This window comes from Desulfobotulus alkaliphilus (genome assembly GCF_007830435.1).
In the GTDB taxonomy this organism is placed as follows: Bacteria; Desulfobacterota; Desulfobacteria; order Desulfobacterales; family ASO4-4; genus Desulfobotulus; species Desulfobotulus alkaliphilus.
The window spans coordinates 121,818-145,622 of the sequence record NZ_VLLC01000005.1 but is presented as its reverse complement, the minus strand read 5'-3'; the positions used below and the strand labels follow the sequence as shown (position 1 = coordinate 145,622).

The 23,805-nt window shown below is 51.2% G+C and carries 20 protein-coding genes and 1 tRNA gene; 14 read left to right on the top strand and 7 right to left on the bottom strand.

Translation table 11 applies throughout. The annotated features are described in order from the left end of the window. Nucleotides 1-5: 5 nt before the first annotated feature. Nucleotides 6-1,652: a PAS domain S-box protein gene (locus tag LZ24_RS05025; protein ID WP_144682987.1), complete on the bottom strand. Its 1,647-nt coding sequence runs from the start codon at nt 1,650-1,652 to the stop codon at nt 6-8. 215 nt (nt 1,653-1,867) lie between these two features. Here LZ24_RS05025 and coaBC point away from each other — a divergent pair, with 215 nt between their 5' ends. The 12 genes from coaBC to argH all read left to right on the top strand — a co-directional run bounded on the left by coaBC (nt 1,868) and on the right by argH (nt 15,056). Then, complete coding sequence (gene coaBC, locus LZ24_RS05020) at nt 1,868-3,085, top strand: bifunctional phosphopantothenoylcysteine decarboxylase/phosphopantothenate--cysteine ligase CoaBC (RefSeq protein ID WP_144682985.1); 1,218 nt, start codon at nt 1,868-1,870, stop codon at nt 3,083-3,085. Beyond that, nucleotides 3,078-3,806, top strand: coding sequence for a uracil-DNA glycosylase (locus LZ24_RS05015; RefSeq protein WP_186442939.1), 729 nt, complete (start codon nt 3,078-3,080; stop codon nt 3,804-3,806). Before coaBC ends, LZ24_RS05015 begins: the two co-directional genes overlap by 8 nt. A gap of 398 nt (nt 3,807-4,204) precedes the next feature. Beyond that, complete coding sequence (locus LZ24_RS05010; protein WP_144682981.1) at nt 4,205-4,564, top strand: DsrE family protein; 360 nt, start codon at nt 4,205-4,207, stop codon at nt 4,562-4,564. Between the two features lie 314 nt (nt 4,565-4,878). Beyond that, nucleotides 4,879-5,481 carry a 5' nucleotidase, NT5C type gene (locus LZ24_RS05005; RefSeq protein WP_186442938.1) on the top strand — a complete coding sequence of 201 codons (603 nt, stop codon included), beginning with the start codon at nt 4,879-4,881 and terminating at the stop codon, nt 5,479-5,481. Then, nucleotides 5,478-6,416, top strand: a complete 939-nt coding sequence (locus tag LZ24_RS05000; protein WP_246118519.1) for a tyrosine recombinase XerC — start codon at nt 5,478-5,480, stop codon at nt 6,414-6,416. The genes LZ24_RS05005 and LZ24_RS05000 overlap by 4 nt, the downstream gene beginning before the upstream one ends. A 2-nt stretch (nt 6,417-6,418) precedes the next feature. Then, nucleotides 6,419-6,955 (top strand): ATP-dependent protease subunit HslV, encoded by a 537-nt coding sequence (gene hslV / locus LZ24_RS04995; RefSeq protein WP_144682977.1) that lies wholly within the window; start codon nt 6,419-6,421, stop codon nt 6,953-6,955. Beyond that, the gene (hslU, locus tag LZ24_RS04990; protein ID WP_144682975.1) at nt 6,952-8,355 is read left to right on the top strand and encodes an ATP-dependent protease ATPase subunit HslU; all 1,404 of its coding nucleotides are present in this window, start codon (nt 6,952-6,954) and stop codon (nt 8,353-8,355) included. Before hslV ends, hslU begins: the two co-directional genes overlap by 4 nt. 60 nt (nt 8,356-8,415) lie before the next feature. Further along, entirely contained in the window at nt 8,416-9,294 is an 879-nt protein-coding gene (gene argB, locus LZ24_RS04985) for an acetylglutamate kinase (protein WP_144682973.1), read from the top strand. Then, nucleotides 9,291-10,475 (top strand): acetylornithine transaminase, encoded by a 1,185-nt coding sequence (locus LZ24_RS04980; RefSeq protein WP_144682971.1) that lies wholly within the window; start codon nt 9,291-9,293, stop codon nt 10,473-10,475. Before argB ends, LZ24_RS04980 begins: the two co-directional genes overlap by 4 nt. A 353-nt stretch (nt 10,476-10,828) precedes the next feature. Continuing rightward, on the top strand, nt 10,829-11,749 hold the full coding sequence (argF, locus tag LZ24_RS04975) for an ornithine carbamoyltransferase (RefSeq protein ID WP_144682968.1): 921 nt from the start codon (nt 10,829-10,831) through the stop codon (nt 11,747-11,749). A 583-nt stretch (nt 11,750-12,332) separates the two neighbouring features. After that, complete coding sequence (locus tag LZ24_RS04970; RefSeq protein WP_144682966.1) at nt 12,333-13,532, top strand: argininosuccinate synthase; 1,200 nt, start codon at nt 12,333-12,335, stop codon at nt 13,530-13,532. Nucleotides 13,533-13,667: 135 nt separating this feature from the next. Next, nucleotides 13,668-15,056 (top strand): argininosuccinate lyase, encoded by a 1,389-nt coding sequence (gene argH / locus LZ24_RS04965; protein ID WP_144682964.1) that lies wholly within the window; start codon nt 13,668-13,670, stop codon nt 15,054-15,056. A gap of 147 nt (nt 15,057-15,203) precedes the next feature. Here the strand turns inward: argH and LZ24_RS04960 are convergent, their stop codons facing one another. The 3 genes from LZ24_RS04960 to LZ24_RS04950 form a co-directional block, all read right to left on the bottom strand. Beyond that, nucleotides 15,204-15,863, bottom strand: coding sequence for a DUF4276 family protein (locus LZ24_RS04960; RefSeq protein ID WP_144682962.1), 660 nt, complete (start codon nt 15,861-15,863; stop codon nt 15,204-15,206). Between the two features lie 2 nt (nt 15,864-15,865). Continuing rightward, complete coding sequence (locus LZ24_RS04955; RefSeq protein ID WP_144682960.1) at nt 15,866-17,101, bottom strand: AAA family ATPase; 1,236 nt, start codon at nt 17,099-17,101, stop codon at nt 15,866-15,868. A 610-nt stretch (nt 17,102-17,711) separates the two neighbouring features. Further along, a tRNA-Leu gene (locus tag LZ24_RS04950) sits at nt 17,712-17,798 on the bottom strand. Between the two features lie 94 nt (nt 17,799-17,892). Here LZ24_RS04950 and LZ24_RS04945 point away from each other — a divergent pair. Together LZ24_RS04945 and LZ24_RS04940 are read left to right on the top strand one after the other, a co-directional pair. Next, nucleotides 17,893-19,662 (top strand): sigma 54-interacting transcriptional regulator, encoded by a 1,770-nt coding sequence (locus tag LZ24_RS04945; RefSeq protein WP_144682958.1) that lies wholly within the window; start codon nt 17,893-17,895, stop codon nt 19,660-19,662. A 108-nt stretch (nt 19,663-19,770) separates the two neighbouring features. Then, the gene (locus tag LZ24_RS04940; RefSeq protein ID WP_144682956.1) at nt 19,771-20,544 is read left to right on the top strand and encodes an MBL fold metallo-hydrolase; all 774 of its coding nucleotides are present in this window, start codon (nt 19,771-19,773) and stop codon (nt 20,542-20,544) included. 209 nt (nt 20,545-20,753) lie between these two features. Here LZ24_RS04940 and LZ24_RS04935 read toward each other — a convergent pair whose 3' ends face one another. From LZ24_RS04935 to LZ24_RS04925, 3 genes are read right to left on the bottom strand one after another with little or no spacing between them, the layout of a single operon-like run. Beyond that, nucleotides 20,754-21,614 (bottom strand): glycine betaine ABC transporter substrate-binding protein, encoded by an 861-nt coding sequence (locus tag LZ24_RS04935; protein WP_246118518.1) that lies wholly within the window; start codon nt 21,612-21,614, stop codon nt 20,754-20,756. 16 nt (nt 21,615-21,630) lie between these two features. Then, nucleotides 21,631-22,458 (bottom strand): ABC transporter permease, encoded by an 828-nt coding sequence (locus LZ24_RS04930; RefSeq protein WP_144682954.1) that lies wholly within the window; start codon nt 22,456-22,458, stop codon nt 21,631-21,633. Beyond that, a complete protein-coding gene (locus LZ24_RS04925; protein ID WP_144682952.1) occupies nt 22,451-23,671 on the bottom strand; it encodes a quaternary amine ABC transporter ATP-binding protein in 1,221 nt (406 codons plus the stop codon). The genes LZ24_RS04930 and LZ24_RS04925 overlap by 8 nt, the downstream gene beginning before the upstream one ends. Nucleotides 23,672-23,805: the final 134 nt, after the last annotated feature.

Here is a 23,805-nt window from a genome sequence, read left to right as displayed (position 1 = left end):
CGGACTCAGGAAAGGGGCAGGTAAATGGCAATGGTGGTACCCGCCTGCCCTTCTTCCGGAGGTAGGGGCATGATGTGGCCGCCATGCTGTTTGATGACGGCATAGGCCAGAGAAAGGCCCAGCCCGGTTCCTTTGCGGGCATCCCGGCTTTTGGTGGAAAAATATGGGTCAAAGATTCTCGCCAGATCCTTTTCCCGGATGCCTGAACCCGTATCCCTGAAATAGATGGCAAGATAATCTCCGGGGTTCAGCAGAAGGGGGGCATCGTCATCACCGGTTTCAATGCGCAGTCCCCGGACTTCGATGGAGAGCACGCCGCCCTTTGGCATGGCATCCAGACTGTTTTCCATAATGGAAGCAAAGGCTTCGGAAATCCCTTTTTTATCCATGGGAAAGGCCGGGAGAATCACAGGAATATCCATGTGAAGGCGGACTTCCGGCGGAATGGGCCCCAGCATGTCCAGGGCCTTATGGATGCATGCATGGATCTGGCCGGGAATGCGTACGCCCGTATCCGCATCCGCCAGTACCAGCATTTTACGGGTAATGTTTTTCAGATTGGCCGTTGCATTTTCAATCCGTGAAAGGAGGGTAACCGTGCCCTGGGGCAGATCACTTTCAAAGCCTGCAAGGGAAAGGTTGCCCATAATCACGGAAAGCATGTTGTTCATGTCATGGACCAGTCCACCGGCAAGGGTTTTGAGCATGTCAAATTTTTCGATTTTACTGCGCTCTGCCTCCAGACGCTTCTGTATGGAGATATCCTTTACAACGGCCTGAATCATGGGGTGATCCGTGTTGATTACCTGACGGGCGTTGATATCCACGCTTAAGGTTCCGTCATCTTTGAGCATCAGGGTTTCTATGCGGACACTCCGGCCGGAACCGATGTCGTCTCTCACCTTTCGGATCTGGGCCTGTTCGGTTCTGGGGAAAAGGTCACAGGCCGGTTTTCCGGCAAGCAGCTCCTGGGAAAGTCCCGTCAGTTCTTCGGCCTTTTTATTGACCTTAAGAATGCGCCCTTCAGGGTTCAGAAGCAAAATGGCATCATTGCTCTGGGCAAAGAGATCCCTGAACTGTTTTTCGCTCTGGCTCAAGGCCTTTTCTGCCCGGCGCAGGGCTTCTTCCATGGCCATTTCTCTGGAAACCGGTGTCAGAACGCCCACAGACAGGGTGATTTTATCCTCAGGAAAACGCTCAAGCCTTGCCTGATCCTTCAGCCAGATACAGGAATCATCTGGCAGTTTCACTTTGTAAATGGCCTCCGAATGCCCATCTTCAATGTTTTTGCTGCGCAGGATGGCCCGGTCCTGATTCAGGGCCTGGGGCTCCAGCATTTCAACCCGGAGGGCGTCACAGTCTGAAGGGTAGACTTTCTGCTCCACTACGGCTTTGCGGAAGGCAGGGGCCAGAAGATGGAGGCGGCTGGTGAAAAGTCCGCAGAAACGGGGATCGGCAAATTCATACCAGATATCTGTTCTGTCATCCTTCCATGCGGCAATGTAGTGAAGGACAGGCAGGTTCATGGAGGTCATGATTCTTGAGGTGGTCAGAAGATTCACAAGCCTTTTCTGCAGCTTATCAGAGCAGGGCTCATTGAGAATTCTGCCATCATAGGAGTTGTCCTGAAGTGCTGCGGGGCAGGAAGGCATGGGATGTCCTTGGCTGGGGTGAAAGGGTGATCTGAAGGCGGTGATGGCACTTCCGAAGAAAAGCCTTTTGAATAATGATGATAAGGATCTTAATGCAAAGAAAAAAAGAGGGCAAGCTCTGGTTTGTCTTTTTTGGGAAGGGATACCGGCATTGACATAAAATTATTGATCCCATAGAACCCCTGAGAAGTGTTTTCTTTACCATGGAGGGATTTATGGGTGCTCTGGAAAATAAAAGGATATTGCTGGGTGTGACGGGCGGTATTGCGGCATACAAGGCTGTGGAGCTTCTGAGGCTGCTACAGAAGGCAGGGGCCTCTGTCCGGGTGGTCATGACGGAAAACGCCGCTGCCTTTGTGGGGCCGCTGACCTTTCGGGCCATATCCGGCTCCCCTGTATATATGGATGTGATGGCCGAAAGTGAGGGGGGCGGCATCCGCCACATTGACTGGGCAGAGTGGGCCGATGCCGTGGTCATTGCACCGGCAACGGCCAATTGTGTTGCAAAGCTGGCCCATGGTTTTGCAGATGATGCCCTTTCCACCCTCATGCTGGCGGTCAGGGCACCGGTTCTGATCTGTCCTGCCATGAATACCAACATGTATGAATCCCGTCCGGTCCAGAGAAATCTGGACCTTCTGGAAGCTTCCGGCATGACGGTGCTGGAGCCGGACTCCGGTGATCTTGCCTGCGGGGTGACGGGGCCGGGCCGTCTGCCTGATCCTGCCTTTATTGCAGACCGGCTGGAAAAGCTGCTTCGTCCCAAAGACTTAAAGGGAATGCGTGTTCTCATGACCGCAGGGCCTACGGTGGAGGCCATTGATCCCGTAAGATATATTTCCAATCATTCCTCCGGCAAAATGGGCTATGCCATTGCAAGGGCTGCGGAATACCGGGGTGCTGAGGTCTGTCTGGTGACGGGCCCTGTGAATCTGCCCATTCCCCATGGGGTGGAAAGCGTTCATGTGCAGGCCGCCCGTGAAATGCTCCACGCCATGGAAAACCGGATGGATGAGGCCGATATAATCATCAAGGTGGCGGCTGTGGCGGATTTCTATGTGAATAATGCTTCGGATCATAAAATCAAGAAAACCCATGGCCTGCCTGTTATTGAGCTTGAAAAAAACCCCGACATTCTTGCCACCCTTGGACAGAGGAAAAAGCAGCAGTTTCTTGTGGGCTTTGCTGCGGAAACAAGGGATCTTTCTGCCTATGCAAAGGATAAGATCGCAAGGAAAAATCTTGATATGATCGTCGGCAATCTCGTCACCGGCCCGGAATCCGCCTTTGGTTCGGATCAGAACACCGTGACCTTCTTTTATCCCGATGGCAGTGAGAACGCCCTGAAGGCCATGCCCAAGGAAAAGGTGGCGGATCATCTTCTGGATGCCATTGTTTCCCGCATGCATGCCCGGAGAAATGGGCATGTCTGATGGCCTGAACACTGCCTTTCATTCCGGCAGAGAAAATTTACGGGCACTTTTACTGGCAGGTCTGGAGAATGCCGGTATCTGCCTTAAGGATTTACAGGACATCGGGCTGGATGGTGTGCATGCTTCTCCCCGGACGCTGGAAATTCTTTCGGAATGGGGCAAGGGCGGAAAGCCGGATCATTTTCCGGAGCTGGTCAAAAAGGTTGCCTCCTGTACCCATTGCGGTCTTCCGGCTGCGGTTCGGGGAAAGCTGCTGCATCCGCCACCGGGCAGTGTGCGGGTTCTTTTTGTGGATGAAATGCCGGACCGGGCCGCCCTGAGGGAGGGCAGTGCCATGGGAGGGGAAGCCGGTGCCCTGCTCTGGAAGATTGTGGGGGCCATGAAACTGAATCCGGATGCGGTTTATGTGACCCACACAAGGATGTGCCGTCTGTCACCGGGCCAGACTTCGCCATCTTATGCATCTTTGCCATGCAGGGCTTTTCTTGCCGATGTGATCCGTCTTTTGCACCCTGAGGTGATCATTGCCCTTGGCGAAAGGGCGGGGCAGCTTCTTTCCGGAGACAATCAGCCCCTGCATTCCCTGAGGGGCCGTTTTCTTTCCTTTGCGTCCCTGCCCCTGATGATCACCCACCATCCTGCGGATATGCTGAAAGATCCGGGGCTGAAGCGGGATACCTGGGAGGACGTGCGTAAGGTGATGGAGTTTCTGGGTCTCTAATTTTTGAATATATTTGTATTGTAATCGTTCAGCATATTTTTTTAATGTCCTACTTGTCAGGCAGGTGCACAGGCACCCGGACTATTTGCCTGTGACGCAATCTTATTCGGGAGCTTCTTGCCCTGTGCGGAAGCGGCAAAAACTCCCCGCCACAGGCAGGATAAGCTTTTTGATTACCATGGCAGGCTTTAAGCACGCTGCCTTTGTGGCGGCTCAGACAGTTTGCCGCTTCTTTCGCACAGGCCTGCAAAGCTCTGATCCGAAACGATTGCAATGTCACTTGCAAATAGCCTTGGTGCCTTGCAACAGTACAAAGCAGCTGCAAATACAGCATTGGAATTTTTGAATAAATTGTGGTGAATAATTACCTTGTATGATTTTTCCCCAAGGAGGTTGTTATGTCTGAAAAAGTTCTGATTGTGATTTCCTGTGGCCTTGACAATCCCAACCGTGCCACCCGCGGCCTGCATCTGGCCACCGTGGCCCAGAAACAGGGCAGGGATGTGGCGGTTTTTCTTCTGGGTGATGCCGTATTTATTGCCAAAGAAGGCCTTGCGGACAATCTGAGGGCCGCCACCGGTGACATTGCCCAGGATCTCATTGCCCATCTGCAGGCCTTTGAGGTTCCTATTCTGGCTTGCACACCATGCGCCAAAGCCCGGCGCATCGGTGAAGACGAACTCATTGAGGGGGCCCGCTATGCCACGGCCATGGAACTGATTGATCTTTCCTGTGAAAGTGCCGTGATCAGTCTTTAAGCATGATATACTCCAAACGGTCAGCCTTGAAACATTTAAATATTTCATACTGCATAGGTCACTGTAATAGTAGAAGCGGCTTCCAGCCGCTTTAAAGAATGCGCCAGGATGGCGCATCTACAAAACTCAGCAATACGGTACCGGCTGCTGTTCAGGAGTGTTTTAACATCGTTTTAAGACTGGCCCGTGTATCAAAAAAGACCGTTCGGAGTATACATTCGGGTAATTCAGATTTTTTTTGTGTTTATTGACAGCCTTTCTCTGTCTGGGATAAGGTTCCAGCTTGTTTTTTACGCCAAGCAGGGAGAATGTCCATGGTGGTTTCACTGGAAAAAAACGGGCGGTCATTTTTAAAAGATCAGGCCTTTGCCTTTGATTTTGACGGGGTTGTGGCAGATACCATGAGCCTCTTTGCCTCCATCGGCAGGGAGGAATTCGGGTTGACGGATCTTTATCCTGAAAAAATAACGGATTATGATCTGACCCGATGCCTGGATGTGGAGCTGGATACCCTGATACAGATCATCACACGGGTGGTCAGTGCGGACTACAATCACCGCCTTGCCCCCCTGCCCGGTGCGAAAGACATCCTTCAGAAGCTGGCAGACAAAAGCGGCCCTTTGCTTTTTGTGACAGCCCGGCCCGATGGTGAATCCGTGAAGCACTGGCTGAAGGATACCTTACATATGGGTGAGGATATCTGTGAAGTCATCGCTACGGGAAGTTTTGATGCCAAAGCGGAAATTCTGCAAAACCGGGGAAAGAAGCTTTTTGTGGAAGACAGGCTGGAAACCTGTTTTCATCTGAAGGAGGCGGGCATTGAGCCGGTCCTTTTTATTCAGCCCTGGAACCGCAGGCCCCATGGCTTCCATGAGGTCAGGGGCTGGTCGGATCTGGCGGAATTTTTCGGTGTATGACCATGGCATTTGGAATTTTAAGGGAAATACTGCCTGTTTTTCTGGAAAGCCTGAAGGCTGAACGCAATGCAAGCAAGCATACCCTCAGTGCCTATGAAGGGGATATTTCGGATTTTCTGGATGTTCTGGAAAATAAAAGAAAAGCGCCCCTTGCCATTGCTGAGCTGGATAAAGACATGGTACGGCTCTGGCTGGCGGATCTGTTCCGTAGAAAAATGGCCAGAACCACCATCGGCAGAAGGCTTTCGGCACTGCGCAGTTTCTGTGCCTGGCTGATCCGGCAGAATCTGCGTGAAACGGATCCCACCGCAGGGATTTCTACCCCGAAAACGGAAAAGCATCTGCCCCGCTGGCTCACGGTGGATGAGACCTTTCAGCTGCTGGAGGGGCTTCCTGCCTCGGACTGGAAGGATCTCAGGAACCGGGCCCTCTTTGAAACCCTTTACAGCACAGGATTGAGGGTTTCGGAACTGGCGGGTCTGGATGCTCCGGATATTGATGAAGAGCGGCAACTGGTTCGGGTCCGCTCCGGTAAGGGGGAAAAGGACAGGCTGGTTCCCCTTGGTCTTCCTGCTTTGAAGGCCCTTGCAGATTACAGGGAAGCCCTTTCGGGCATGGCGGTTTTCCGCCTTCTTAATGATGAAAATGGGGCTTTATTCCGGAATACCCGCATGAAACGGCTTGGTGTCCGCAGCATCCGCAGCATTCTGGAAAAGGCGGCCCGAAGTGCGGGACTGGCTTCACGGGTGTCTCCCCATGACATCCGGCACAGTTTTGCCACACACATGCTGGACGGCGGGGCGGATCTCCGTTCCGTACAGGAGCTTTTAGGCCATGAAAGCCTTTCCACAACCCAGCGCTATACCCACATGACCTTGGACAGGATGATGGCGGTGTATGACAAGGCCCATCCGAGAAGCGGTGCAAAGGAGTGAATATGGAAAATTTTCACGGCACAACCATTATTGCCGTATGTCGGGACAATAAAACCGTTGTGGCCGGAGACGGTCAGGTCACCCTTGGCAGCGCAGTGGTGAAACACGGTGCCCGCAAGGTCCGAAGAATCTATAAAAATAAAATTGTTGTGGGCTTTGCCGGTGCCACTGCCGATGCCCTTACCCTTTCTGAAAAACTGGAGGCCAAACTGGAGGCCTTTGGCGGCAACCTCACACGGGCGGCCGTTGAGCTGGCCCGGGACTGGCGCACAGACCGTATGCTGCGCCGTCTGGAAGCCATGATGATTGCCGCTTCCGATGAAAGCATCTACCTTCTTTCCGGTACAGGGGATATCATTGAGCCGGACAGCGGCGTCATTGCCATCGGTTCCGGGTCCGTAGCGGCTCAGGCAGCCGGAGAAGCCCTTTTCAGGCATACGGAAAAAAGTGCCAGAGAGATTGCCGAAGGAGCCATGGAGATTGCATCCGGCCTTTGCGTCTATACCAACTCCCAGTTCACCATAGAGGAGATCGGATGAACGAGATTGCCCTCACAGAAGAAAAAAAAACTGCCATCACCGACACAGACAACCTGACACCGGCACGCATCGTTGAGGCGCTGGATGCCTATATCATTGGCCAGAAGGCAGCCAAGCGTTCCGTGGCCATTGCCATGCGCAACCGCTGGCGCAGGCAGCAGGTTCCCGAACACTTAAGGGATGAGATCGCACCTAAAAATATCATTCTCATTGGTCCTACGGGTGTGGGTAAAACAGAAATTTCCCGCAGATTGGCAAAACTTGCGGATGCCCCTTTTATCAAGGTGGAGGCCTCCAAGTTCACGGAGGTGGGCTATGTGGGCCGGGATGTGGAGTCCATGATCCGGGATCTGACGGAAATTGCCGTTGCCATGGTTAAGGCAAGGGAAGAAGAAGCGGTAGGGGAAAAGGCCCTGAGCCTTGCCGAAGAACGGGTGCTGGATGCCCTGCTGCCGCCGGGGCGGACCTCCAGTCCGGTGCTGGACGGCAGCATTGACATGGTGGGCTCCGGTGATGCGGGCAGTACGCGGGAAAAACTGCGTACCCTTCTGCGGAAAGGCAAGCTCGATAAGCGGGAAGTGGAAATAGAAATTACTGAAAAGCCCAAGGGCATGGTCATGGATATGTTTTCCGGCACCGGCATGGAGGATGTGGGCAATAATTTCAGGGATATGATGGCAGCCTTCATTCCCAAGCAGACCCGACGCAGGAAGATGACTGTGAAAGAAGCCCTTGAAACCATGGCCACGGAAGAGGCCCAGCGCCTTGTGGATATGGAAAGGGTGGGGCGTTCAGCGGTGAGCCTTGTGGAAAATTCAGGTATTGTCTTTCTGGATGAAATCGATAAAGTAGCTGCCCGCAGTGGCGGAAAGGGACCGGATGTGTCCCGTGAAGGGGTGCAGCGGGATCTCCTTCCCATTGTGGAGGGAAGCACGGTGAATACCAAGTACGGTCCGGTCAAAACCGACCATATTCTTTTCATCGCAGCGGGTGCTTTTCATATCTGCAGGCCTTCGGATCTCATTCCCGAGCTGCAGGGGCGTTTCCCCATACGGGTTACCCTGGACAGTCTTGAGAAAGAGGATTTTATCCGTATCCTGACGGAACCCCAGAACCGGCTTCCTTTGCAGTATGCGGCCCTTCTGGAGACGGAAGGCCTTTCCCTTGAGTTTACGGAAGATGCCATAGAAGAAATTGCTGCCATCGCAGAGGACGTGAACCGCAGAACGGAGAATATCGGAGCCCGAAGGCTGCATACCCTGATGGAACGCCTCCTTGAAGATCCCCTTTTTGATGGTCCCGATGTCAAGGAAAAGAATATTTTTGTAGATGCTGCCTATGTGCGGGAAAAACTGTCGGAGCTGAAATCCGATGAGGATCTGAGCCGTTTTATTCTCTGATTCTTCTGTTCCCTGGGGCAGATTTTTATCCGATACCTTATAATAAGCGAAAAAAACACCATGCCATCACAGAACGTAGCCGACATTCTCATTGAGGCCCTACCCTATATCCGCCAGTTTGCTGGAAGCACCATTGTTGTGAAATATGGTGGCCATGCCATGGTGGATGAGCAGCTTAAAATGGATTTTGCCAGAGACATCACCCTGCTCAAGTACATAGGCATCAACCCTGTGGTGGTGCATGGCGGTGGTCCCCAGATCAATGAGGTCATGGATCGCATGGGTATAAAAACCCAGTTTGTAAGGGGCATGCGCCTGACGGATGCAGAGACCATGGATGTGGTGGAAATGGTTCTGGGGGGCAAGGTCAATAAATCCATTGTGGCCCAGATAGCCCAGGCAGGTGGCCGGGCCGTGGGGATTACGGGCAAGGACGGAGGCATGGTCTCTGCACGGAAAATGACCATCATGAAGGAGGGGGCAGGGGACGCACCGCCTGAAATCATTGATCCGGGCCTTGTGGGAGAAGTGACCCATGTCAATCCGGATATCCTGAAAACCCTCACGGACAGGGGCTTCATTCCTGTGGTGGCACCCGTTGGCGTTGGAGAAAACGGAGAAACCTATAACATCAATGCCGATGTGGTGGCCTGTCGCATTGCAGCGGCTCTGGGGGCTTTCCGGCTGATTCTTCTCACCGATGTGGATGGTGTGCTGGACAGGGATAAAAAGCTCATCCATTCCATAGATACGGGTGAGGTACGGCGTATGATCAGTGATGAAAGCATTGTGGGAGGGATGATTCCCAAGCTTGAGTATGCCCTTTCCGCCCTTTCCGGTGGTGTGGGTAAATGTCATATCATCAATGGAACCCGGCGGCACTCCCTGCTGCTGGAACTCTTTACGGACCAGGGAATTGGAACGGAAGTGCTTCTATGACGGATAATCTGCAACAAAGGGCCGATGCGGTCATGGCCCATACCTATGCCCGCTACCCCCTGACCCTTGTGAAGGGGGAGGGAACAAGGCTCTGGGATGAAACGGGCCGTGAGTATATTGATTTCATCAGTGGCATTGCCGTCTGCAGCCTTGGGCACAGCCATCCTGCTCTGGCAAAGGCTATGGCAGCCCAGGCCGCAGAACTTGTGCATGTGTCCAACCTTTTTTATACGGAGCCTCAGGTAAAGCTGGCCGAATGGCTGACCGCCAGAAGCTTTGCAGACAAGGTCTTTTTCTGCAACTCCGGTGCCGAGGCCAATGAGGCGGCCATCAAGCTGGCCCGCAGATATGGTCACCAGCACAAAGGGGCAGACTGCCACCGCATCATCGCCATGGAAAAGTCCTTCCATGGCCGCACCATGGCCACCCTTTCAGCCACAGGTCAGGAAAAAATCCGGGAGGGTTTTGCCCCTGTCCTTGAAGGTTTTGACCATGTGCCCTATGGCGACCTCACAACCCTTAAAAAGGTGATCACGGATCAGACCTGTGCCATCATGCTGGAACCTGTTCAGGGAGAAGGCGGGGTACGTGTTCCGGAGGCGGGTTACCTTGAGGCTGTTCGCCGTATCTGTGATGAAATGGGGCTTCTTCTGATATTTGATGAAATCCAGACGGGTATCGGCCGCACGGGAACCCTTTTTGCCTATGAGCACAGCGGTGTCAGACCCCATATCATGACCCTTGCCAAAGCCCTTGGCAACGGCTTGCCCATTGGTGCCATGCTGGCCGAAGACAGGGTAATGGCAAGTTTCACGCCCGGCTCCCATGCCAGTACCTTCGGGGGAACCCCCCTTGTGACTGCCGGTGCGCTGGCCGTACTGGAGACGCTGGAAAAGGAGAATCTGGTACAGCGTTGTTTTGAGACGGGGCAGTATTTTAAGAAAAAACTGGAAGGCCTGCTTTCTTTGCCCGTGGCAAAGGAGGTCCGGGGGCTGGGTCTTCTTCTGGGCATTGAGCTTGCGTGTGAGGGAACGCCTCTGGTGAAAGCCATGATGGAAAAAGGTTTTATCATCAATTGCGTACAGGGGAACACCCTTCGCTTTGCCCCCCCCTTTATCATTACAAGGGAAGAAATTGATGAAATGACAGAAACTCTGGCGGCGCTGCTGTCCGGGCTTTGATATTTCAATATTTTTGTAACTGTTCAGCACAGTTTTCCAAGTACCATACCTGTAAAACAGATGCACAGGCCCCAGGCTATTTGCCCGTGACGCACTCCGGCACTCAAGCCTGAAAAGGCTGCATCGTTTACATAATGAGCTTTGGTTTTAGAGCTTGAGTGCCGGACAAAGCTCTGATCCGAAACGATTGCAATGTCACTTGCAAATAGCCTCGCAGCCTTGCAACAGTACGAAACTGCTGCAATTACAGGATTGGCAGTTCGAAATAAATTGTTCTGAATAATTACCTTATTTTTTAATATTCGGCAGCACGCATCATCACTGTGCTGCTTTTCTGGGGAGGAAGAGAGCTGGTGAAAAAGGATCTGCTGCATCTTGGAGAACTGAGCCGGGAAGATTTCCGCATGCTCATGGACAGGGCACTGGCAATGAAGGCCCGCAGGCGTCTGGGAATCGTGGACAGGCCCTTTGCGGGTAAGGTAATGGGGATGGTCTTTGACAAGGCTTCCACCCGGACAAGGGTTTCCTTTGAATCTGCCTGGGCCCGTCTGGGGGGGCATCCCATGTTCCTGTCCACTGGAGCTACACAGATGAGCAGGTCTGAACCGGTAAAGGATACGGCACGGGTTCTGTCCCGATATATTGATGTTCTGGTGATCCGGACCTATGCCCAGGATCTCATTGAAGAGTTTGCCAAATGGTCTTCCATTCCCGTGATCAACGCCCTGAGCGACCGGTTCCATCCCTGCCAGATTTTAAGCGATCTGCTGACGGTGGTGGAGATGAAGGGGGGCTTTGATAAACTTAACGATCTGAAATTTGCCTGGGTGGGTGACGGCAACAACGTGGCCCAGTCCTGGATCAATGCCGCAGGGGTTTTGGGGTTTTCTCTGATGCTTGCCTGCCCTGAGGGCTATGATCCGGATGGCGATGTGCTTGCACTGGCGGAAGAAAGATCCCCCGGCCGGGTGAAGGTGGTGCGGAGCCCGGAGGAGGCCATGGCGGATGCGGATGTGGTTTACACGGATGTCTGGGCCAGCATGGGGCAGGAAGAAGAGCAGAAAAAACGGGAAAAGGATTTTAAGGGCTTCTGTGTGGATGAGGCAGGCATGAAACTGGCGGCAAAGGATGCCCTTGTACTGCATTGTCTGCCTGCCCACAGGGGGGAGGAAATTACGGACGGGGTGATGGAATCCCATCCTGAACTCTGGGATCAGGCGGAAAACAAGATGCACATGCATGCGGCTCTGCTGGATTGCTTAGTAAATAAATAAGTAACTGTTCAGCACAGCTTTCCAGGTACCATAGCTACCATACAGATGCACAGGCCCCAGGCTATTTGCCCGTGACGCAATCTTATTCGGGAGCTTCTTGCCCTGTGCGGAAGCGGCAAAAACTCCCCGCCACAGGCAGGATAAGCTTTTTGATTACCATGGCAGGCTTAAGCACGCTGCCTTTGTGGCGGCTCAGACAGTTTGCCGCTTCTTATTAGCACTCCGGCACTCAAGCCTGAAAAAGCTTATTGCTATTTATTGTAGGCATTGAGTTTATGGCTTGAGTGCCGGACAAAGCTCTGATCCGAAACGATTGCAATGTCACTTGCAAATAGCCACGGAGCCTTGCAACAGTACGAAGCTGCTGCAACTACAGCATTGGCAGTTCGGAATAAACCGTGCTGAATAATTACATAAATAAGGCCATTTTAAGAAAAAATTTCTTTTCTCCCCCTCTCCCTCCGGGAGAGGGCCGGGGTGAGGGATCTGTTTTCGGTTGTTTGAATACCAAAAGTGGCCCAATGATAACTTAATGAACCATCAGGCATCCAAGGGGCCTGTATCCGATGGGGGGAAACAATTGATGAGCGATGTTAAGAAGGTGGTGCTTGCCTATTCCGGTGGTCTGGATACTTCCGTTATCCTCAAATGGCTGATTGAAAGCTATGGATGTGAGGTCATCGCATTTTCTGCGGATGTGGGGCAGGAGGAAGAACTGGATTTCATTGAGCCGAAGGCGCTGAAAACCGGTGCATCCAAAGTCTACATTGATGATCTGCGGGAAGAGTTTGTACGGGATTATGTATTCCCTGCATTCCGGGCCAACGCCATGTATGAGGGGGAATATCTTCTGGGAACCTCCCTGGCCCGGCCCCTCATTGCCAAGCGGCAGATGGAAATTGCCAAACTGGAAGGGGCGGATGCCGTCAGCCACGGTGCCACGGGTAAGGGCAATGATCAGGTGCGTTTTGAGCTGAGCTATTTTTCCATTGATCCCCACATCCGCATCATTGCTCCCTGGCGGGAATGGGATCTCACGTCCCGCACGGCCCTTATGGCCTTTGCCGCAAAGCATGATATCGAAGTACCCAATACCCCTAAAAAACCCTACAGCACAGACCGAAACATGCTGCATATCAGCTATGAGGGCGGCGTGCTGGAAGATCCTTGGCAGGAAGCCACGGATGATATGTACACCATGAGTGTGGCTCCGGAAAAGGCACCCGATACCCCTGAAACCATAGAAATCACCTTCCGTGCCGGAAATCCAGTGGCCGTTAATGGCGAGGAGCTGAGTCCCGCCCGCATGCTGAAAACCCTCAATACTCTGGGGGGACGCAACGGTATCGGCCGCATTGACCTTGTGGAAAACCGATTTGTGGGTATGAAGTCCAGGGGCGTTTATGAAACACCCGGCGGCACGGTGCTGCGCAAGGCCCACATGGCCATGGAATCCATTACGCTGGACAGGGAAGTGGCCCATCTGCGTGACAGCCTCATCCCCAAATATGCGGAGCTGGTTTATAATGGTTTCTGGTTCTCTCCGGAGATGCGCCTTTTACAGCACATGATTGACGAAACCCAGACCGTGGTCAATGGTGTGGTTCGGCTTAAACTCTACAAGGGCCAATGCTATGTGCTGGGTCGGAAGTCCGATAATTCCATTTATTCCGAAGCCTTTGCCACCTTTGAAGATGACCGCGTATACCAGCAGCGGGATGCGGAAGGCTTTATCCGGCTCAATGCCCTTCGCCTTCGCATCCAGCGGCTGATGCAGAAATAGGGCCAATCCCAGGAATAACGATACCTTTTGTTCCCCTCTCCCTCCGGGTGCTGGCGGAGGCTCCCGAAGCGAGGGGTGGGGCGGTCCGGTTTTTGTCTACATTTAATTTCGGAAGCAGCGTAAGGAAAAATAATCATGGCGGAAAAATTATGGGACGGGCGTTTTGATATCCCCACGGACAAGAGCGTGGAGCGCTTTACCTCATCCATTGCCACGGACTCCCGTATGTTCCGGGAAGATATAGAAGGCTCCATTGCCCACTCTCGCATGCTGGTGGCGGCAGGTATCCTTTCTTCCGAAGAAGCCGATGCCATTGAAAAGGGCTTAAGGGAAATTGAGAAGGACATTGCAGAGGGCCGTTTTGTGCATGATGACAGTTTAGAAGATATCCATATGCACATAGAGTCGGCCCTTACGGAAAAAATAGGGGATACGGCAAGAAAGCTCCACACGGCCCGCAGCCGTAATGATCAGGTGGCACTGGATGTGAGGCTCTGGCTGCGCAGGGAAACAGAAGAAATCATAGCAGGGCTGCATGCCCTGCGCAGGGCCTTTGTGGATCTGGCCGAAGCCCACATGGGAGTTCCCATGCCGGGCTATACCCATTTGCAGCGGGCACAGCCCGTGCTTTTTTCCCATCACATGATGGCCTATTATGAGATGTTCACAAGGGATGCGGAACGCTTCAAAGATGCCCTGAAGCGCATCAATGTTCTGCCGCTGGGGGCTGCCGCACTGGCAGGAACCCCCCACCCCATAGACCGGGAGATGACCCGCCGTCTTCTGAATTTCCCTATGGTTTCTGCCAACAGCATGGATACGGTGGCAGACCGTGACTTTGTGGCAGAGTTTTTATCCTGCGCCTCCATCTGCATGATGCATTTTTCAAGGATTTCCGAAGAACTGATTCTCTGGTCCTCTTCGGAATTCGCCTTTATTCAGCTTTCCGATGCCTTTACCACGGGCTCTTCCATCATGCCCCAGAAGAAGAACCCGGATATTCCTGAGCTGGTGCGGGGCAAGACGGGCAGGGTTTACGGTCATCTGATGAATATCCTTACCCTCATGAAATCCCTGCCCATGGCCTATAACCGGGATATGCAGGAAGACAAGTTCCCCCTCTTTGACGGTGTGGATACCCTCAAGTCCGTTGTGGATATTTATATCCGTATGCTGCCCAACATGAAAGTGCTTTCAGAGAGGATGCGGACCTCCTGTGAAAAGGGCTTTTTGAATGCAACGGACATGGCGGATTACCTTGTGGAAAAGGGGCTGCCCTTCAGAAAATGCCACAGCGTTGTGGGCAAGGCCGTGGCCTACGCCCTTTCCCTTGGAAAGGAACTGCAGGATCTTAGCTTTGAAGAGCTGAAGGGATTTTCTGATCTTGTGGAAGACGATCTTTTTGAGGCGCTTTCCGTAGAAAGCATGATCAACCGGAGAACATCTGCCGGTGGAACGGCAAGGGAAAATGTACAAAAGGCCGTGGATACAGCCAGAGAGGTTCTGGCGAAGGAGCAGGTGTAAGGATAAAGCTCAGGCTTGAGCGGTGGATACATGCCACAAGCTCAAGCCTGGGCGGGAAGCCAGATAAGGACACTTTTTTTCCACAGGGTTTGTTCTGCGATGGCCGTGCAGACGTCGTTGTGATGCATGCTGTATAGCCATGGAGGTTCATGGTGCTGTCATTCTCCTTACCCCATCACGAAAAGCTCTGAAGCTTGGAGACTGATTTGCTTGTATATCAAGTAGCGGACTGAGCTTTTTTGCCCAAATTCTTTTCTGTTCAAGAATTCTGACAGATCGCTTGCCGTGCTGTCCTAATTCAGTCAAGCCGCCAGGGTGAATCGCCTCTGCAAGCTTTTCCCATGTGCCACACTGGGAATCCTGAACATAGGCGTCCAGTACCTCTTGCCGGGCATCGGGGTATGCTTGCCTGATTGCCTGCTGATCGCCAAGAAACCAGGCTTCAAGTTCTTCGATGGCAATACGAAAGAGTGCCTTTGGCTGCTGTTGGCAATAGTTCAGAAGCCCAACCAGGTCTTTTTTAAATGAGACACAATCAGGCCTCTCATCGAGGTCCACCAGCACAACAACAACTACATCGTCACGACCTTCATCACCATAGGCACGAAGTTTTGATGGCAGGTTATGCAAGAGAGTCTGGTCGTGTTTATTGGGTCTGGAACCCGGATCATCGGGAATCCGGCCGATTCCCCGATGCTTATGGATTCTCCATGTGTGGGGTTGGCCATAATCACCAAGGACCCGATTCATCAGAATGGAGAGGGCAGTCAACTCCGCCTGTCCTTCAACAAGAAATTCAAAGTGCATGGCTACCTCGCATCCAGATAATCACTGTACCACAAGGATCCGAGTGGCTGTCCCTCATTGACCATGTTTTGAACAAACGGAATTTCATTTGCCCTTTTTACCGTAGAGAATCCATCACTTCCTTTTTCAAGAACCCATACCTCGTTTGGTTCTAAGGCATCAACAAAATAGGGCTGGTGCGTGGTAATAAAAATCTGCGATGCCCGTTTCCTGCCAGTAGCATGTTCACGAAACTCACTTGCCAATGTTTCAAGCAGTTTATGGTAAAGGCCGTTTTCCGGCTCTTCGATGCAAATGAACGGTACTGGTTCTGGATCATTCAACAGCAGCAGATAGCTGAACATTTTGAGGGTGCCATCTGACATCTGTTGTTGTGTGAATGGTCTGGCAAAGCCTTTATCTTTGAAAAGCAGATAAAGATTATTTGTTATTGTGTCCCGATAGGGTTCGATGGTGCCGATGCCAGGTATTTTTGCTGATATTTCATCGAGAATGCGCCTGAAAATGATGGGATGATTCCGCTCCATGTATTGCACGACATTGCCAATATTGTCGCCATGCAGGTTCAGATGTTTCTGGATACCCGCCTGTGGGATTTGCCTTGCGGCATCGGGCGTGAAATAGCTTAAGTACCAGCTTTGAATAAAATCCTTGAATTTTTTGATCCGAGGATTTTCCTTAATGTGTTCAGCAAGGGTCACGATACCTAACTTACGTGGGTCCAGTTCTTCCTCGCGCCTCGCAAAATCATCACCTTCCAGGCTTTCATCTCCAACCCAAACACTTCCTTTGCCATATTCAAGATGGAGAAAGGATAAAGGTCTGCCCTTGGATTGGTTCTTTCGTCTCTGCCTCAGGCGCTCTGAAACCACAACGGGTAATCCGCTTTTATCATCTTTTCCGATGGATACTTCGTAGGTGATGGGTCGGTCATTTTTTGATTCACGATAGTATATTGTAAATGAGATCGGCCCATCAATGCCTGCTGAAACCAGCTTATCGAAGCCTCCACGCTTTCTTGCGTTACAGGCCGTTTCCAGATCGGTTTCCATACAGTCTGCCAATAAGCCGAAAGCATCGAAAATCGAGCTTTTACCGACACCATTTTTCCCAATGACAACAGTTAAGGGTGTCAGGGGCTGCGTGTTTCGTAATGCCTGATCTGTGCCTACCCGTCCCATTGCAATGTCACGCAATGAACGATAATTTTGAATCTTTAAACCTTCAATAAGCGCCATTATTCGTCTCCTGCCCTTGTTACTGTCTGGTCGCACCACAGAGGAGCCAGTTTTTTTATGAGAAAATAGCCATACTTCTTTGAAGCCAGCTGGTACAGACTTCAAGTCTGAAGGCCTTTTTTAAGAGCCTTACCTCGTTTTTTTTATGGATGCCTGAAACCTTTTTTGAAAAAGAATAAGTGTGTAAAGAAATAAAATCAATATTTTTTATGGGAGAGGATCGGGTAATACTGTTTTATGGGGCATTTTCTGAACAGCAACCCACGCCGTGTTACGGCGCTTTGTCATAAAGTAACTTTTGAAGTTACTCAGAAGATAAGGGGGTGGAATCGAAGCTTTACCGGAAGTGACGAAAACCGAAGGGCTGGCCATTGTGATAGCTTGATTTTGAAGTCCCCATGATAAGTTTCGGGTTCTGTGTGCTGTCCATCGGCGGGTTTATTTTGTTCGGTCAGCATGGTGGGTGGTTCTGTTGGCAGGCGCAGAAAGCCCCTTTTCTTTCAGGAAGGAAAAGGGTAAATAAAGAACATCATAGTTTGTTTTTTTGTGTTCTTTTCAAAAGCTCAAAAAAACACTTCTGATTTGATTTTTTTAAGTGTTTGTTTTTATGTGGTGCCTGGAGCGGGAATCGAACCCGCACAGCCTTTCGACCGAGGGATTTTAAGTCCCTTGCGTCTACCAGTTCCGCCATCCAGGCACTGCAGATGAAAGTTCAGGTTTTATAGGCCTTTGATTGGCTTTTGTCAATCTTTCGGAACAGGTCTTTTTTATTTTTATGGAGAAGAAGTAAAATGTTTTTTTCAGAAAACAGCATGTCCGTTGCAGACCGCATCCATCCGGATGACCGTCTTGTCTTTGAGAATACAACGGATGGCATCATTGTTCTTCAGGATGGCTTTCTCCGTTATGTTAATGCCATTGGTGTCCGCATCATGGGCTATACCCACGAAGAGCTTGTGGATCATCACTTCCGGGAGTTTGTGCATCCGGAAGATCTTCCCATGGTGGAGATGCGTTATGCCCAGCGCATGAACTATGAGCCTGTTCCAGATGTCTATCCTTTCCGTCTCATTAAAAAATCCGGAGAAGCCAACTGGTTTGAAATTCATGCCATAGAAATCAACTGGAAGGGGCAGAGGGCAAGCCTTACTTTTTTCCATAATATTCAGCGACGCATGATGGCAGAGCAGGCCCTGAGCCAGAGCGAGGCGAAAACCCGCGCCCTTCTTAATGCCGTGCCGGATATGATGCTCCTCCTTGCTCCCGATGGTTTGTGCCTGCATTACAAGCCCTTTGAGGATCAGCGGTGTGCCAACAGGATCTGTACCCTTGAGGGTCAAAACGTAAGGGATATTTTTCCGCAGATGATTATCAGTGCCTGCATGCAGGCCATTCACCGGACGATTTCCACCCGTGAGATGCAGATTTTTGAGTTCCCCTTTGATTCAGAAAGGGGGCGTATGTATTATGAGGCCCGGGTGGTGGCTTTTGTTGAAGATGAAGTTATTGTTATTGTAAGAGATATTTCTGACAGAAAACGTATCGAAGAAAATCTGATGCAGCGGGAAGCCGATCTGCGTAAGGAAAATATCAGGCTTCGTTCCAGCATTCGGGATCGCTATGGTTTTCATAATATTATTGGTAAAAGTCCTGCCATGCAAAGGGTCTATGATACCATTCTTCAAGCGGCAGCTTCCAGTGCCCATGTGATGATCTATGGAGAGTCCGGAACGGGTAAGGAACTGGTGGCAAGGGCCATACATGATCTCAGCGATCGTGCCAGAGAGCCTTTTATACCGGTTAACTGCGGTGCCATTCCTCCGGGGCTTATGGAAAGTGAATTTTTTGGTTATAAAAAAGGTGCTTTTTCCGGTGCGGTTTCCGACAGAAAAGGATATCTGGATCTGGTCTGCGGTGGCAGCCTGTTCATGGATGAAATTGGTGAAATTGATACCAACCTCCAGGTAAAACTTCTCCGGGCCATAGAAGGCGGGGGCTTTATTCCCGTCGGGGGGAGTGAGCTGCATCAGCCGGATCTTCGTATCATTGGCGCCACAAACCGCAATCTCATGGAGCTTGTCAAGCGGCGTATGATGCGGGAAGATTTTTTTTACCGTATCAATATCATCCCCGTTCATCTGCCACCCCTGAGGGAAAGGGGGGAGGATCTGACTCTGCTCATCTATCACTTTATGGAGCAGTTTACAGAAGATGGCCGTGTGCCGGTACTTCCTCCCAACATCATGGCCATGCTTCAGTCTTACGCCTGGCCGGGCAATATCAGGGAGTTGCAGAATGTCATTCAGCGCTATGTGACCATGGGCCGTATTGAACTGTCCGGTAAGATGGATATGGATGAGGTGGATATGGACTTCATGCCCGAGATGGATAGCACCAGCCACTTTCCTGATCTGAAAGAGGCCCTGAACAGTTTTGAAAAAATTTATATTGAAAAGGTCTTGAAAAAGAATCGTTGGAAAAAGGCGGAAACGGCAAAAGCCCTTGGTATTCACAGGAAAACCCTTTTCAGGAAAATGAAGGAACTGGGTATAGAGTCCTGATGCAGGATTTTATGTAAGTATGGGGGGCCTGTGCATCTGCCTTGAGAGGTGTGGTTTTTAAAAAAATGTTCTGAATAATTAGAAAAAGCATAAACATGTGGAGCATAAATGAGGATTTTTGTGGCAGAAGGCTATATTCAGGCGCTCTTGTTTGCTCTCTACCCGGATGGCCGGGTTCTGGCCCTGGACGGGGGATGCCACTGCGATGTTCCGGCCATGGAAAGCATGCTGGAAAAAGAGCTTGGCAGACAGTGGACGGACGTTAAGCTACAGCTGGTTTCCCATATCCATCCGGACCATGCGGGTGCAGCACCTGTTTTAAAACGAAAGTACGGTCTTCTTATGGCGGCCCCGGAAGGAATCAACCGGTGGTATGCAGGGGCAGGTGGGTTTTTGCAGCATAAGATTGATATATCTCTGGGATACTTTGTTGTTTATGCCATGAAAAAGCGCTGGAAAAATATTTACTATCGGCGCAAAGTCTGCATGGATCATGTGTTGAAGGATGGAGACCTTCTTCCGGGATTTCCGGACTGGCAGGCACTTTCAGCTCCGGGGCATACCAATCATGATATGGTATTTTACCATGCCCAGAGCAAGACCCTGTATGCTGCTGACGTTATATTATATGTAAACAGACGTTTTCAGCTTCCCTTTCCTGTATCGATTCCCCATGAAATGGAAGAAAGCCTTCTGCGCATACGCAATCTGGATGTGGAAAGACTGATACTGGCCCATGGGGGAGTTTTGCAGGTTGAAGGTATGGCAGAAATTGTTGATGGCCTGCTGGCCCTGCTTGCCCGAACCCGGCTCAGTCCCCTGCTGAGACGAATCCGGCCCCTGACCCGCTTTTCTCCCGCATTAAAAGATTATCCGGTATAAGCCTCTGTGCAGGTAATTGGGCACCCGTAAAGGGTGCCCCTACACAATACAGGGTCGTAAAAACCATTCGTAGGGGCAGGCCTTGCGCCTGCCCGTGTTAAAGCTCGCACCATAGGCCTGGCAACACCCTGATCAGCAAACTGTGGCTGAGTCAGGGTAGTAATCAGAAAAAAGAATGGCCTTTTATATCAAGCAAAAAGCAGCAGATTTTATTTCAGCCAGCCCTTAACCTGTTCTTCATTTTCTTTAATAAAACGTTTGGCATTTTCATAGCGGTCAGCACCCCTCTCCTGATCCCAGGCCATGACCATCTGAAGCTGTCCTGCATCTTTCCATGCAAAGTTTTTTAGGAAATTATAAACTTCAGGCATGTCTTTTTTCAGATCTTTGCGGACAAGGGTATGGATAAACTCCTCTCCCCCGAGAATGCCTTTGGGGTCATCAAGGTATTTGAGATCCCAGGCGCCAAACATCCAGTGAGGAGACCAGGCCGTTACCACCACCCACTCATTGCGGCGGATGGCCGTATCCAGAGCTGCCGTCATGGTGGCGCCACTGCCTTCCATGAGCTGCATTTTATTGAGTCCGTAATCTTTCATGGCCTGTTCGGAAAGGCGCATGAGCCCGGCACCGGGATCAATGCCCACAACCCGGTTTTTGAATTTTGCCGCATGGTCGTTGATTTCTTCAATGGAATCAATGTTCACATAGGATGGCACCGCCCATCCCAGCTTGGCACCGCCCACAATGGGTCCGAGATCTTCCACCCGGTTTTTGACCCTCTCATAGTAATCCTCATGGGTCACGGGAAGCCATGCCGTTACCATGCCATCCACATTGCCCGTAGCAAGGGCCTGAAACATGGCTGCGGCGGCCACGGGAAGAATTTCCACCTCATATCCCATTTTTTCCTGAAGAACAGCCTGAACAAGGTGGGTGCTGGCTGCGGAACAGTCCCACTCGACATAGGCAAGACGTACTTTTTTCTGGGCAAGGGCTGTGCCGGATCCCAGAATCATCAGGGTCATGAATGCTGTAAAAAGGGAAAGGAAAACGGATCTTTTCATCATAAAACTCCTTTACAAGTTATTGTTTTTTGGATCCAAGGTGCTGAAGCACCCGGTCCAGAATAATGGCCACTATGACAATGGCGATACCGGCTTCAAAGCCGCTGCCCATCTGCAGGCGCTGGATGGCCCGCCAGACTTCACCCCCAAGCCCCCTTGCACCGATCATGGCGGCAATGACCACCATGGAAAGGGCCAGCATGACCGTCTGGTTCACTCCAGCCATGATGGTGGGGGTTGCCATGGGAAGCTGGAGCTTGAAAAGCTTCTGCCACCTGCTGGATCCGAAGGCATCGGCACACTCCACAAGATCTTTTGGTACCTGCTGAATACCGAGGCAGGTCAGCCGGATGGCCGGTGGCATGGAAAAGATCACCGTAGCAAAGATGGCGGCAACCTTGCCAAGGCCGAAAAAGGGGATGGCCGGGATGAGATAGACAAAGGCGGGCATGGTCTGCATGACATCCAGTACCGGCTGCACCACCCTGTTCACCCTGCTGCTCAGGGCTGCAACTATACCGATGGGTATGCCGATGACAAGGGCGGTCAGTGTGGCGATGAGTACCAGTGTAATGGTACTTACGGTGGCATCCCACAACTGCATGTTCCAGATGAGCAGAAGACCTGCAAGGGAAAACAGTGAAAGCCCCCTTTTCCGGGTCAGCCAGAAGACCAGTGCCGCCACGATAACAATGAAGAGCAGGGGGTGCAGGAGCATCAGGGTGTTTTCCATGAAAGAAATGACACCTTCCATGATGCGGGTAAAGGCAATGGTCAAAAAAGAAAAATTTTCAACAAAAAAATTGATGGAAGCTTCAATGGCTTCTCCAAGGGGAATTCTAGGCATTGTCACTGCTCCTTCCCCTTTCGGACAGGGCTGCCAGCAGGGAGCCGCGTATAATGATGCCCTTCATTTTTCCATTTTCCAGTACAGGCAGGGGGTAGGGGATGTCTGCCAGTATGGGAATCAGGTCGGCTGCGGGCGTGTCCGGTGTGACATGGATAAAATCCTTTTGCATGATGGAAAAAAGATCCTTCTCGCCCCGCTGTGCGGCTTCCGAGGCAGCATCCGCAGAAACCAGTCCGATCACCTGCTTTTTTTTGTCATGGACAAATATCTGGGAAAAGCCTTCCTTCTGCATAAAGCGCAGGGCAGATTTTGGGCCGTGGACCTCCGGGGATGCCATGGCCTTGGGTTTAATCATAACGGACTCGGCGGTAAGAACCTTGCTGATATCCACATTTTCCACAAAACGGGCCACATACTCCGTTGCCGGATTTGTGAGGATTTCTTCGGCCGTACCACTTTGAACGATGGCCCCATCTTTCATCAGGATAATCCTGTCCCCGAGCTTTAAGGCCTCATCCAGATCATGGCTGATGAATACGATGGTTTTCTGAAGCTGTTGCTGCAATCCGATGAGCTCATCCTGCATGTCTGAACGGATCAGGGGGTCCAGAGCACTGAAAGCCTCATCCATGAGAAGGATGTCCGGATCCATGGCCAGTGCCCTTGCAAGGCCCACGCGCTGCTGCATGCCGCCGGAAAGATTGTGGGGATAGTGGTTTTCCCAGCCTTTCAGCCCTACCTGTTCAAGAGCTGTGAAGGCTTTCTGACGCCTTTCTTCGGGGGCCATCCCCTGAATTTCAAGGCCGTATTCAGCATTCTGGCAGACCGTTCTGTGGGGAAAGAGGGCAAAATTCTGAAAAACCATGCCAAGCTTGGTAAGCCTGACCCTGCGGAGTTCATTGGGGGAAAGGGTGGTGATATCTTCATCATCGATGAAAATTTTTCCCTCTGTAGGGTCGATGAGGCGGTTAAGGCAACGGACAAGGGTGGATTTTCCACTGCCGGAAAGACCCATGATAACGATGATTTCCCCTTCCATTACCGTAAAGCTGGCATTGGAAACGCCAATGCCACACTTGGTTTTTTTTAAGATGTTTTCTTTGTTTTCCCCCTTTTCAAGCAATTGCTGTGCTTCGGGAATACGTGATTTCGGGCCGAAAATTTTGGTGAGATTTTCTACCCGTATTTTGATTTTATTTTCTGATTCCATTGATCATCCTGTCGTTTTGGAAAATACCATACTCCGTGAAGTATTTTCCTTCATAGCCTTATACATACTGAACAAAGGATAATATATGCACAAACTGAGGTTTGTGTCAAATTTTTGGCGTTATTATTTTTCGA